The organism is Streptomyces sp. NPDC005820 (genome assembly GCF_040630255.1).
Taxonomy (GTDB): domain Bacteria; phylum Actinomycetota; class Actinomycetes; order Streptomycetales; family Streptomycetaceae; genus Streptomyces.
Map to the genome: position 1 here is coordinate 24,770 of NZ_JBEXXE010000060.1, position 11,909 is coordinate 36,678.

Sequence of the window (11,909 nt, forward strand, 5' to 3'; positions counted from 1 at the left end):
ACTTGTGGGTAACAACGTCTAGCCCCGGCCGACCTGCGGTTCTACGGTGCCCCCATGCCGAACCTGCCCGATGTCGTGCTGTGGTCGATACCCGCCTTCGTGCTGCTCACCGTGGTCGAGATGATCAGCGTCCGGATCCACCCCGACGACGATGCCGCCGGATACGAGGCGAAGGACGCCGCGACGAGCGTCGGCATGGGGCTCGGGAGCCTGTTCTTCGACTTCTTCTGGAAGATCCCGATCGTCGCCCTCTACACGGCGATCCACGAGCTGACCCCGCTGCGCGTGCCCGTCCTGTGGTGGACCGTCCCGCTGATGCTGCTCGCCCAGGACTTCTTCTACTACTGGTCCCACCGCGGCCACCATGTCGTCCGCGTCCTGTGGGCCTGTCATGTCGTCCACCACTCCAGCGAGAAGTTCAACCTCACCACCGCCCTGCGCCAGCCCTGGACGACCCTCACCGTCTGGCCGTTCTACGTCCCCCTCGTCGCCCTCGGCGTCCACCCGGCCGCGCTCGCGTTCTGCTCCTCCGCCAACCTCGTCTACCAGTTCTGGATCCACACCGAGCGCATCGACAGGATGCCCCGGTGGTTCGAGGCGGTGTTCAACACGCCCTCCCACCACCGCGTCCACCACGCCTCCCAGGGCGGCTACCTCGACCGCAACTTCGGCGGCATCCTCATCGTGTGGGACCGGCTCTTCGGCTCCTTCGTGCCGGAGGTGGAGCGGCCCGTCTACGGGTTGACGAAGAACATCAACACGTTCAACCCGATCAAGGTCGCCACCCATGAGTACGTGGCGATCGTCAAGGACATCAAGACGGCGAACAGCTGGCGCGAGCGGGCGGGGCGGGTGTTCGGGGGACCGGGATGGCAACCGGCCCAGGCTCGCGCCGACGCTCCGGCGCCGGTCGAGGAGAGCAGCGCCGCATGACCCTCCGCCCCGGCTCCCTCCGCCCCCGCTCCCTCCGCCCCCGCCCCTTCCTCGCCGCCTTCGTCCTCGCGACCGCCGTCGACCTCGGCTTCCTCGCGGCCGGCTGGCACCCCGGGCACACCGTCGCCAAGCCGCTCCTCATGCCCCTCCTCGCCGTCTGGGCGGCCGCGAGCGGCGCACCACGACTGCTCCTCGCCGCCGTCATGTGCGGCTGGGGCGGCGACGTCCTCCTCCTGTCCGACGCCGACCCCGCCTTCCTCGCCGGCATGGCGTGCTTCGCCGCCGGACACCTCTGCTACCTCGTCCTCTTCACGACCGGCGCCCGGTACGGCCGCCCACACGCGCGTGCCGGCCTCCTCGCCCCCGCCTACGCCGCCGTCCTGATCGCCACGCTCACCCTCCTGTGGCCCGGTCTCCCGCCGGACCTGCGCGCCCCCGTCGCCGCCTACAGCACCCTCCTCACCGCCGTGGCGTACACCGCCGCCACCCGCCTCGGCCCCCTCGCCGGCGCCGGCGGTGTGCTCTTCCTGCTCTCCGACACCCTCATCGCGACCGGCGTCGCCGACTGGCCGCAGCCCCCGCGCCCCGATCTGTGGATCATGCTGACGTACGCCGCCGCACAGTTCCTGCTGGTACGGGGCGCTCTCGAGGAACGGGCGGCGCCGCCGACGGCGTACCGTGAAGTGCGCTCGACCACCCCCTGAGCGCACCCACGCACCCGCACGAGAAGGACCCTCGCCATGCGCGCCACCACCATCCACGCCCCCTACGACATGCGGGTGGAGGACGTGCCCGACCCCGTGGTGCAGCTGCCCACCGACGCCGTCGTACGGGTGCTGCGCGCCTGCATCTGCGGCAGCGACCTGTGGGCGTACCGGGGCGAGGCGGCACGGCAGCCGGGGCAGCGGATCGGGCACGAGTTCCTCGGCGTGGTCGAGGAGACCGGCTCCGAGGTGAGCACGCTGCGCGCCGGTGACCTGGTCGTCGCGCCCTTCATGTGGTCCGACGGCGTGTGCGACTACTGCCGCGAAGGCCTCACCACCTCCTGCGAGCACGGCGGCTTCTGGGGCTCCGTCGGCTACGACGGTGGCCAGGGCGAGGCCGTCCGGGTGCCCTTCGCCGACGGCACCCTCGTCCGGTTGCCGAAGGAGGCGGCCTCCGACGACCACCTGCTCTCCGCGCTGCTCACCCTCTCCGACGTGCTGGGCACCGGCCACCACGCCGCCCTCGGCGCGGGCGCCCGCCCGGGCGCCACCGTCGCGGTCGTCGGGGACGGCGCCGTCGGCCTGTGCGCGGTCCTCGCCGCCAAGCGGCTCGGCGCCGAGCGGATCATCGCCCTCGGCCGCCACCGGGTCCGTACGGACATCGCGCGCCGCTTCGGCGCCACCGACGTCGTCGCCGCGCGCGGGGACGAGGCCGTCGCGGCCGTCCGCGAACTCACCGGCGGCCAGGGCGCCCACGCCGTCGTCGAGGCCGTCGGCACGGAAGAGTCCATGCGCACGGCAGTCGGCATCACCCGCGACGGCGGCGCCATCGGCTACGTCGGCGTCCCGCACGGCAGCGGCACCGGACTCGACCTGGGCGTCATGTTCGACCGCAACCTCACCCTGCGCGGCGGCGTCGCCCCGGTCCGCGCCTACATCCCCGACCTCCTGCCCGACGTCCTCGACGGCACGATCGACCCGTCCCCGGTCTTCGACCTCACCGTGGGCGTCGAAGCGGTACCGGACGGCTACAAGGCGATGGACGAGCGCACGGCACTGAAGGTCCTGGTGACGAACTAGACGGCGGCCGGGCAGCGCCCCGAAAGGGGCGCGGGGAACGGCGCGACGAGCCACGACGGCGCATCGGACGCAAGACGGCACGGCACGCCACTCTCGGAGGCGCTCAGACCCACCCCACCGCATCGCTTCCCCAACGGCCCGGCGGCCGCGTCCAGTCGCTCGGGCCGCCCTCAAAGGCCACCGGCGGCAACGCGTACCGCAGCCGCCCCACCGCACTGTCCGTCTCCCCGAGCCACTCCTCGGCCCGGGGGCCAACCGCCCCGACCTCACCTTCACTCCTGACACCCCGCATGAGCCACGCAGCGGTCCGCGCCAGCGCCACCCGCACGACCCGCCCCCCACCGTCGTACGACTGCTCGGTCAGCGCCCGCAGCACACCCGCCGCCAGCAGATAACCCGAGCCGTGATCGAGGGCCTGCGCCGGCAGCGCACCGGGCCGCCCGGCCGCCCCCTCGACGGCCGCGATGCCGGTGGCCACCTGGACGAGGCTGTCGAACCCCCGGCGATCCCCCCACGGCCCGTACGCACCCCACGCCGACACCTGCGCCACCACCAGCCCGGGCCGCCGCTCGGCCAGCGCCTCGGGGGAGAGGCCGAACCGGTCGAGGGCGCCCGGCCGGTAGCCCGTGACGACGACGTCCGCGTCCGCGAGCAGCTCCTCGAAGCGGCGCCGGTCGGAGTCCAGGTCCAGCAGGGCCGAGCGCTTTCCGAACCCGGTGTCGATGTGCTGGTCGGGAAGCTCGGGCAGCCGGGGCGCGTCGAGCCGCAGGACGTCCGCGCCCAGCAGGGCGAGCGTACGGGTGGCGACCGGCCCGGCCAGCACCCGCGTGAGGTCCAGGACGCGCACACCGGCGGCGGGCAGCAGGTGTGCCCCCGCGAGATCCGGGAACGCACGCGCACGTGCGGTGTCCAACCGGCCGCGCTCGACGAGAGGCCGCGCGGCGACCTCGGCCGCCTGCCCGTGCGCGGCCCACTCCTCGGGCGTGCGCAGCGCGACGGCGAGCCCGCCGGCTGCGTACACCGCGTCCTCGACGTCCCGCGCGGACCGCTCGGCCAGGGCGGCCCCGACGACGGCCGGGTCGCCGGGCACACCCAGCGCCCGCAGCAGCCGCTCGCGGTGGTGCGGGTAGTTGGCGTGCGTCCGCACCCACCCGTCCGCGGTCCGCCAGAACCGCGACAACGGCGCGAACGGCACCGGCGCCCGCCCGTCGACGAGCAGGTGCCGCTCACTGGTGAACGCGGTCGCCACCGCCCCGTCGTCCACCCGCACCCCGGGCACCCGCGCGAGCCCCGCCCGCCGCGCTCCCAGCTCCGCCCCGGCCAGCGCACACGCACCCACACAGGCCCGCGCCAGCTCCCGCACGGGCAGCCGCGCCGACAGCGCGCCGTCGCGTACGACGGTCGACACGCGTGCGAGCTGGACGGGATCGCCGCCCAGCTCCGACCACACGTACTTGATTGATGTCATGACTGCATTGTGCAGTATTGATTCAATCAATATATGGACTTATTTCATGGACGCTGTGCGGGCGCTACTTGACGGCCCGCAGCGCGTTCACCACGCCGTACCCGAAGAACCCGTTGACGCGCTTGCCGCCCACGCAGGTCGCGTCCACCACGCCGTCGCCGTTGCCGTCGTACGGCTCGGCCGGGCAGCCCGGGTTGTCCGCCTGCGCCTTGAGCAGCGCCTGCAACTGGGCCGGGGACGCGAACGGGTGCGTCGACTTCAGCAGCGCCGCCACCCCGGCCACGTGCGGGGACGCCATCGACGTGCCCTGCAGGAAGCCGTACGTGTTGTTCGGCAGCGTCGACAGGATGCGGCCGTTGGCCGACGGCGTGTCCGGGATCTGGTACTTGTCGCCGCCCGGACCGGCCACGTCGACGGCGCCCAGACCATAGCTGGAGTAGTACGACTTGGTGCCCTTGACGCCCGTGGCGCTGACCGTGACCACACCGGGCAGCTGCGTCGGCACGTCGAAGCACTCGTGCGGGTCGACGGTCCGCGTCACCGGCGTGGAGTCGTCCGGGCTGGACGAGTCCTCCAGCGCGTCGGAGTCCAGGTCGTGGTTGGAGTTGCCCGCCGAGGCCACATTGAGCGTGCCCTTCTTCTGGGCGTACAGCTGAGCCCTGTTGACCGCGTCAACAATGGCCCTCTGGTCGGGGTCGTCCATGCAGTTGTACAGCCACGGATCAACGTAGTAGCTGTTGTTCGTGATCTCCACGCCGTGGTCGGCGGCGAACACGAACGCGCAGACGACGTTCTCCGGGTAGAAGAGGCCGTCCTTGGGGTCGCTCACCTTGATGCCGGCGACCTTCACGCCCGGCGCGACACCCGCCACGCCTATGCCGTTGCGGGCCGCGGCTATCTCACCGGCGACATGCGTGCCGTGGTAGTCGGCCGCGGTGTACGGCCGCCAGGCGCCCTCGCTGGTGTCCGCGACACCGCCCACGCAGTTGGCCGACTGGGACGCCGAGAAGTTCGGCGCCAGGTCCGGGTGGGTGTCGTCCACGCCGGTGTCGATCACGGCGACGGTGACCTTCTTGCTGCCCGGGTTGATCCCGGCGGCCTTGTCGGCGCCGATCGCCCGCAGATCCCACTGGTCGGCCTCGAGCGGCTCGCTCTGGCCGGCCGCGTCGGACGCCTTCTCGATCTTCGCGGCCTCCGCCTTCGACAGGACCTGCGCGGCCCCCTCGTCGGTGGTCCCCGCGGCGCTCAGCGGCGCGGTACGCGTCGCACCCGCCGACTGCACCCCGCGCACCGCGCGGATCCGCGGCCCGAAGTCGGGGTTCGCCGAGTGCACGACGAGCACGCCGATCCTGTCGTACGACGCCACCAGGGTGCCGTCGGCCGCGGCGATCGCCTTCTTCACCGACGCGATCGTGCGGTGGTTCACCTTCGTGTTGACGACATACGCCAAGGTCCCGGCCTCGGCCGCCTCGGCGGTCGACACCGCGGCCGGAGCCGTGGCGGGCGCCGCGCCGGCGGCCGTCGGCAGGAAGCCGACGGCGGCGGTCAGGGACAGCACGACGGGCACCGCGAGAGCGAGGCGGCGTCTGGAAGGCAGATGAGCCATGGGGTCTCCACATCATCCGGAAACGAGACCGGCCCGGACGCGGGTCCGCGCCTGGGCAGGTACATGACGGGTGGTGCTGCGCCGAAGCTATCTCCCCGACTCACCGCCCAGCAACGGCCGCACGTCGATCAAGGCGACGACTTACGAAAGAACCCGATCGGGTTGAACCCGCCCTAGCGTGCCGCCGTGCCCTTGGACAGGGAGCCCGTGCACGATCGAGCCCCCGCCCGACCCACCGCCCGCAAGCGAGGAGACTCCGTGGCCACCGAGACACCGCCCCCCTCGAAAACCCAAGCCCAACTCCCCTCCACCGAGGAGTTCGTCGCGGTGCAGGAGAGCGCGGAGTTCGGTGAACTGCGCGGCTCCTACCGCGGCTTCGCCTTCCCGCTGACCGTCGGCTTCATCGCCTGGTACCTGCTCTACGTGCTGCTCTCGAACTACGCGGGCGACTTCATGGGCACCAAGCTCGTCGGCAACATCAACGTCGCGCTCGCCCTGGGCCTCGCCCAGTTCCTCACCACGTTCCTCATCGCCTGGTGGTACGCGCGCACCGCCGCCGCCAAGCTCGACCCCAAGGCCGAGGCCATCAAGTCCCGGATGGAGGGCGGCGCATGAGCCCCGCACAGCACACCACCCTGCTCGCCGCCGGTGAGGCCAGCGAGCACCGGCCGCTGATCATCACCCTGTTCGCGATCTTCGTCGCGGCCACCCTCGTCATCACCGTCTGGGCCGGCCGCCAGACCAAGGACGCCGCCGACTTCTACGCGGGCGGCCGCCAGTTCACCGGCTTCCAGAACGGCCTCGCCGTCTCCGGCGACTACATGTCCGCCGCCTCCTTCCTCGGCATCGCAGGCGCCATCGCCCTCTTCGGCTACGACGGCTTCCTGTACTCCATCGGCTTCCTGGTCGCCTGGCTCGTCGCCCTGCTCCTGGTCGCCGAGCCGCTGCGCAACTCCGGCCGCTACACCATGGGCGACGTCCTCGCGTACCGCATGCGCCAGCGCCCGGTCCGCACCGCCGCCGGCACCTCCACGATCGTCGTCTCGATCTTCTACCTCCTCGCCCAGATGGCGGGCGCCGGCGTCCTGGTCTCCCTGCTCCTGGGCATCACCAGCGACGGCGGCAAGATCGGCATCGTCGCCCTGGTCGGCGTCCTGATGATCGTGTACGTCACCATCGGCGGCATGAAGGGCACCACCTGGGTCCAGATGGTCAAGGCGGTCCTGCTGATCGCCGGCGCCCTCCTGCTGACCTTCCTGGTCCTGCTGAAGTTCGACTTCAACGTCTCCGACCTGCTCGGCTCGGCCGCCGACAACAGCGGCAAGGGCGCCGCCTTCCTGGAGCCCGGCCTGAAGTACGGCGCCACCGGCACCACCAAGCTGGACTTCATCTCCCTCGGCATCGCCCTGGTCCTCGGCACCGCCGGTCTGCCGCACATCCTGATCCGCTTCTACACGGTCCCCACCGCCAAGGCCGCCCGTAAGTCGGTCATCTGGGCCATCGGCCTGATCGGCTCCTTCTACCTGATGACCCTCGCCCTCGGCTTCGGCGCCGCCGCGCTGATCAAGCCGGAGGAGATCGTCGCGTCGAACAAGGCCGGCAACACGGCCGCACCGCTCCTCGCGCTCCACCTCGGCGGAATCGACTCCAACTGGGGCGCGATCCTGCTCGCCACCATCTCGGCGGTCGCCTTCGCCACGATCCTCGCGGTCGTCGCGGGCCTGACCCTGGCCTCGTCCTCCTCCTTCGCGCACGACATCTACGCGAACGTGATCAAGAGGGGCCAGGCCTCCGAGAAGCAGGAGATCAACGCGGCCCGCTACGCCACGGTCGGCATCGGCGCCGTCTCGATCCTCCTCGGCGCCCTCGCCCGCGACCTCAACGTCGCCGGCCTGGTCGCCCTCGCCTTCGCGGTCGCCGCCTCCGCCAACCTCCCCACCATCCTCTACAGCCTCTTCTGGAAGCGGTTCACCACCTCCGGAGCCCTCTGGTCGATCTACGGCGGCCTGGTCACCGCGGTCGGCCTGGTGCTGTTCTCCCCGGTCGTCTCCGGCAAGCCCACCTCGATGTTCCCGGACGCCGACTTCCACTGGTTCCCGCTGGAGAACCCCGGCATCATCTCCATCCCCGTCGGCTTCCTCCTCGGCATCCTCGGCACCCTCCTGTCGAAGGAGGAGCCCGACCACGGCAAGTACGCCGAACTGGAGGTCCGCTCCCTGACGGGCACCGGAGCCCACTGATTCCCCTCCGGGAGCGCGGCCGCGTCGTGGATGCCCACGACGCGGCCGCGTCCTACGCCGTGGGATCGGCCTCTTTCGTTGTCAGTGGCGTCACGTAGGCTCGCAGGTGACGAGAGAAGAAACGCGATCCGCAAGGGGGAGGGGGCCCACGTGCTCATCGACACCTACGGCCGGGTGGCCACCGACCTGAGAGTCTCGCTGACCGACCGCTGCAATCTGCGCTGCACGTACTGCATGCCCGAGGAGGGCCTGCAGTGGCTGGCCAAGCCCGACCTCCTCACGGACGACGAGATCGTCCGCCTCATCGACATAGCGGTCTCCACGCTCGGCATCGAGGAGGTCCGCTTCACCGGCGGCGAGCCGCTGCTGCGCCCCGGCCTGGTCGGCATCGTCGAGCGGGTGGCGGCCCTGACCCCGCGCCCCCGGATGTCCCTGACGACGAACGGCATCGGCCTCAAGCGCACCGCGACCGCCCTCAAGGCGGCCGGCCTGGACCGGGTCAACGTCTCCCTCGACACGCTCCGCCCGGACGTCTTCAAGACCCTCACCCGCCGCGACCGCCACGGGGACGTCCTCGACGGCCTCCGGGCCGCCCGCGACGCCGGCCTCACCCCGGTCAAGGTCAACACCGTCCTCATGCCCGGCCTCAACGGCGACGAGGCCCCGGACCTCCTGGCCTGGGCGGTGGAGCACGACTACGAACTGCGCTTCATCGAGCAGATGCCCCTGGACGCCCAGCACGGCTGGAAGCGCGAGGACATGGTCACCGCCGGCGACATCCTCGCCTCGCTCCGCACCCGCTTCGACCTCACCCCCGAGGGGCAGGACGAGCGCGGTTCCGCCCCCGCCGAGCGCTGGCTGGTCGACGGCGGCCCGCACCGCGTCGGCGTCATCGCCTCCGTCACCCGCCCCTTCTGCGCGGCCTGCGACCGCACCCGCCTCACCGCCGACGGCCAGATCCGCACCTGCCTCTTCGCCCGCGAGGAGACCGACCTCCGCGCAGCCCTGCGCTCCGGCGCCCCCGACGAGGAGATAGCCCGCATCTGGCGCCTGGCGATGTGGGGCAAGAAGGCGGGAGCGGGCCTGGACGACCCGACGTTCGTCCAGCCGGACCGACCGATGTCAGCGATCGGGGGCTAGGGCAGCGCCCCGAAAGGGGCGCGGGGGAGGGTGACGGCGCGAGAAACACGTGCGGCCCGCACCCGGAAAGGCACCTCAGCCCCGCTGCTCCGGCTCCCACTCCTCCAGCAGCACGACATCCTTCAGAAACCCCCGAACACCGAGGAACTGGGACAGATGCTCCCGGTGCTCCTCACACGCCAGCCACGTCTTGCGCCGCTCCGGCGTATGAATCTTCGGGTTGTTCCACGCCAGCACCCACACCGCATCGACACGGCACCCCTTGGCGGAACAGATAGGAGTCTCGTCAGTCACAGTTCCGTCGTTCCGTCCCACAGATACCCACACAAAAGGCGACGCCGAGCAGCCACGGGGGGAGCTGCCCGGCGTCGGTCCGTCGCTCCGACGGGGGATGCGGAGCGCGTACGAAGTATGTCACGGCCGACCCTTCGCACGGCACTGGAACAGCATGATTGATCTGAGCTTTTCTTGAGCTTGGCGCACAGGCACGTCAGGGCCGCTGCTCGGCCCGGTCCTCCGGAACCGATTCCGTCCCGGAACCGTCCGCACCGTCCGCCCGGGGCGGAGTGATCATGGGCCGCACCTGAGCGGTGACGAACGTGGAGGGCAACCCCGGCGCGTTCTCCCGCCCCGCATTGGCGATCACCACCGCGATGTACGGCAGGACCGCCCCCAACACCAGGGCCACGAGGGCGACATGACGCTCCACGTTCCAGAGGGTCGCCGCGAGGATCACCGACACGGTACGGACCGTCATCGAGATCACATACCGCCGCTGCCGGCCGCGCACATCCTCCTGGAGCCCCTGCCGGGCCCCGGTGATCCGGAACACCTGGGCTTTTCCGCCGCCACCCTGCTTCCGCATCCCATTCCACCGTCCGCCCACATCGAACTCTCCCCGGCACTCCACGTTACGCCGGGGCTGCGCCGCCTTCGAGACCGGGTCGCCTCCCGCCGGGGCGAACATCCTGCGCCGTACCGCGTACGGCCGTGCCCGACATGCGCCGTACGGGTCACGGAACAAGACTGAGGGCAATGCTCACGTCGAGCCGTACGAGGAGGCAGCCATGGGCTGGTTGTGGGCGATCATCGTGGGATTCGTACTGGGTCTGCTCGCCAAGGCGATCATCCCGGGCAAGCAGCACAGCCCCCTCTGGCTGGTCACCATCTTCGGCATCATCGGCGCGGTCATCGGCAACGCGATCGCCCGGGGCTTCGGCGTAGAGGAGACCGCCGGCATCGACTGGTGGCGTCACGTCTTCCAGCTGGTGGCGGCGATCGTGGTGGTGGCTCTGGGAGACAGGGCGTACGTGGCGACCCTGGGCAAGAGAAAGCAACGAGCCTGAGGGGGTGCGCCCCGAAAGGGGCGCCGCCCTCAGGGGCGCGGGGAACCGCGCGACAAGCCACAACGGACCCTCGGCCCGCAGCGACCCGCACCCCTACGGCGCTTACGCTCCCGTCACCTCGACGGCGGCCAGATTCTTCTTCCCCCGCCGCAGCACCAGCCACCGCCCGTGCAGAAGCTCCTCCTTCACGGGAACCGCGTCCTCGGCCGTGACCTTCACGTTGTTCACGTAGGCCCCGCCCTCCTTCACGGTCCGCCGCGCGGCGGACTTGCTGGCCACCAGCCCGACCTCCGCGAACAGGTCCACGACCGGAGCCGGCTCGGCGACCTGGATGTGCGGCACCTCGGAGAGCGCCGCCGTCAGCGTCCGCTCGTCGAGGTCGCCCAGCTCGCCCTGCCCGAACAGCGCCCGGCTCGCGGCGATCACCGCGGCCGTCTGGCCGGCGCCGTGCACCAGCGTGGTCAGCTCCTCCGCCAGCGCCCGCTGGGCGGCCCGCGCCTGCGGCCGCTCCGCGGTCTCCCGCTCCAGCTCCTCCAGCTCCGCACGGGACTTGAAGGACAGGATCCGCAGGTAGCCCGAGATGTCCCGGTCGTCCACGTTCAGCCAGAACTGGTAGAACGCGTACGGCGTCGTCATCTCGGGGTCGAGCCAGACCGCGCCGCCCTCGGTCTTGCCGAACTTGGTGCCGTCCGCCTTGGTCATCAGCGGCGTCGCCAGCGCGTGCACGTCGGCCTGCGGTTCCAGCTTGTGGATCAGATCCAGACCGGCCGTGAGGTTGCCCCACTGGTCGCTGCCGCCCTGCTGGAGCGTGCAGCCGTGGCGCCGGTAGAGCTGGAGGAAGTCCATGCCCTGGAGGATCTGGTAGCTGAACTCGGTGTAGCTGATGCCCTGGTCGGACTCCAGGCGCCGGGCCACGGAGTCCTTCGTCAGCATCTTGTTGACGCGGAAGTGCTTGCCGATGTCCCGGAGGAACTCGATCGCGGACAGCCCCGCGGTCCAGTCGAGGTTGTTGACCATCACGGCCGCGTTCTCGCCCTCGAAGGAGAGGAACGGCTCGATCTGGGAGCGCAGCTTGCCGACCCAGCCGGCGACCGTCTCCGGGTCGTTCAGCGTGCGCTCCGCCGTCGGGCGCGGGTCGCCGATCAGTCCCGTGGCCCCGCCGACCAGCGCCAGCGGCCGGTGACCGGCCTGCTGGAGCCGTCGCACGGTGAGCACCTGCACCAGGTGCCCCACGTGCAACGAGGGCGCGGTCGGGTCGAAGCCGCAATAGAACGTGACGGGGCCGTCCGCGAGCGCCTTGCGCAAGGCGTCCTCGTCGGTGGACAGGGCGAACAGGCCCCGCCACTTCAGCTCGTCGACGATGTCCGTCACGGTTCTCGTATCTCCTTGGAA

The 11,909-nt window shown here is 71.2% G+C and carries 12 protein-coding genes; 7 read left to right on the forward strand and 5 right to left on the reverse strand.

Annotated elements, in window-relative coordinates:
* Positions 1-54: 54 nt before the first annotated feature.
* From ABZ464_RS45885 to ABZ464_RS45895, 3 genes are read left to right on the forward strand one after another with little or no spacing between them, the layout of a single operon-like run.
* Entirely contained in the window at positions 55-933 is an 879-nt protein-coding gene (locus ABZ464_RS45885; RefSeq protein WP_359287896.1) for a sterol desaturase family protein, read from the forward strand.
* Complete coding sequence (locus tag ABZ464_RS45890) at positions 930-1,637, forward strand: lysoplasmalogenase (protein WP_359287897.1); 708 nt, start codon at positions 930-932, stop codon at positions 1,635-1,637. Before ABZ464_RS45885 ends, ABZ464_RS45890 begins: the two co-directional genes overlap by 4 nt.
* A gap of 36 nt (positions 1,638-1,673) precedes the next feature.
* Positions 1,674-2,717 (forward strand): zinc-dependent alcohol dehydrogenase family protein, encoded by a 1,044-nt coding sequence (locus ABZ464_RS45895; protein WP_359287898.1) that lies wholly within the window; start codon positions 1,674-1,676, stop codon positions 2,715-2,717.
* Between the two features lie 103 nt (positions 2,718-2,820).
* Here ABZ464_RS45895 and ABZ464_RS45900 read toward each other — a convergent pair whose 3' ends face one another.
* Both ABZ464_RS45900 and ABZ464_RS45905 read right to left on the reverse strand, forming a co-directional pair.
* A complete protein-coding gene (locus ABZ464_RS45900; RefSeq protein ID WP_359287899.1) occupies positions 2,821-4,185 on the reverse strand; it encodes a CoA transferase in 1,365 nt (454 codons plus the stop codon).
* 64 nt (positions 4,186-4,249) lie between these two features.
* The gene (locus tag ABZ464_RS45905) at positions 4,250-5,791 is read right to left on the reverse strand and encodes a S8 family serine peptidase (protein WP_359287900.1); all 1,542 of its coding nucleotides are present in this window, start codon (positions 5,789-5,791) and stop codon (positions 4,250-4,252) included.
* A 258-nt stretch (positions 5,792-6,049) separates the two neighbouring features.
* Here ABZ464_RS45905 and ABZ464_RS45910 point away from each other — a divergent pair, with 258 nt between their 5' ends.
* The 3 genes from ABZ464_RS45910 to moaA all read left to right on the forward strand — a co-directional run bounded on the left by ABZ464_RS45910 (position 6,050) and on the right by moaA (position 9,171).
* A complete protein-coding gene (locus ABZ464_RS45910) occupies positions 6,050-6,406 on the forward strand; it encodes a DUF485 domain-containing protein (RefSeq protein ID WP_359287901.1) in 357 nt (118 codons plus the stop codon).
* Positions 6,403-8,031 (forward strand): cation acetate symporter, encoded by a 1,629-nt coding sequence (locus tag ABZ464_RS45915; protein WP_359287902.1) that lies wholly within the window; start codon positions 6,403-6,405, stop codon positions 8,029-8,031. Before ABZ464_RS45910 ends, ABZ464_RS45915 begins: the two co-directional genes overlap by 4 nt.
* 150 nt (positions 8,032-8,181) lie before the next feature.
* Positions 8,182-9,171, forward strand: coding sequence for a GTP 3',8-cyclase MoaA (gene moaA / locus ABZ464_RS45920; RefSeq protein WP_359287903.1), 990 nt, complete (start codon positions 8,182-8,184; stop codon positions 9,169-9,171).
* A 75-nt stretch (positions 9,172-9,246) separates the two neighbouring features.
* On the opposite strand, the gene ABZ464_RS45925 is transcribed toward moaA, so the two are convergent.
* Both ABZ464_RS45925 and ABZ464_RS45930 read right to left on the reverse strand, forming a co-directional pair.
* Positions 9,247-9,465, reverse strand: a complete 219-nt coding sequence (locus ABZ464_RS45925) for a hypothetical protein (RefSeq protein WP_359287904.1) — start codon at positions 9,463-9,465, stop codon at positions 9,247-9,249.
* 196 nt (positions 9,466-9,661) lie between these two features.
* Entirely contained in the window at positions 9,662-10,036 is a 375-nt protein-coding gene (locus ABZ464_RS45930) for a DUF3099 domain-containing protein (protein ID WP_359287905.1), read from the reverse strand.
* Positions 10,037-10,238: 202 nt separating this feature from the next.
* On the opposite strand from ABZ464_RS45930, the gene ABZ464_RS45935 reads away from it, so the two are divergent.
* Entirely contained in the window at positions 10,239-10,517 is a 279-nt protein-coding gene (locus tag ABZ464_RS45935) for a GlsB/YeaQ/YmgE family stress response membrane protein (protein ID WP_359287906.1), read from the forward strand.
* Between the two features lie 102 nt (positions 10,518-10,619).
* Here ABZ464_RS45935 and tyrS read toward each other — a convergent pair whose 3' ends face one another.
* Positions 10,620-11,888, reverse strand: coding sequence for a tyrosine--tRNA ligase (tyrS, locus tag ABZ464_RS45940; protein ID WP_359287907.1), 1,269 nt, complete (start codon positions 11,886-11,888; stop codon positions 10,620-10,622).
* Positions 11,889-11,909 lie beyond the last annotated feature (21 nt).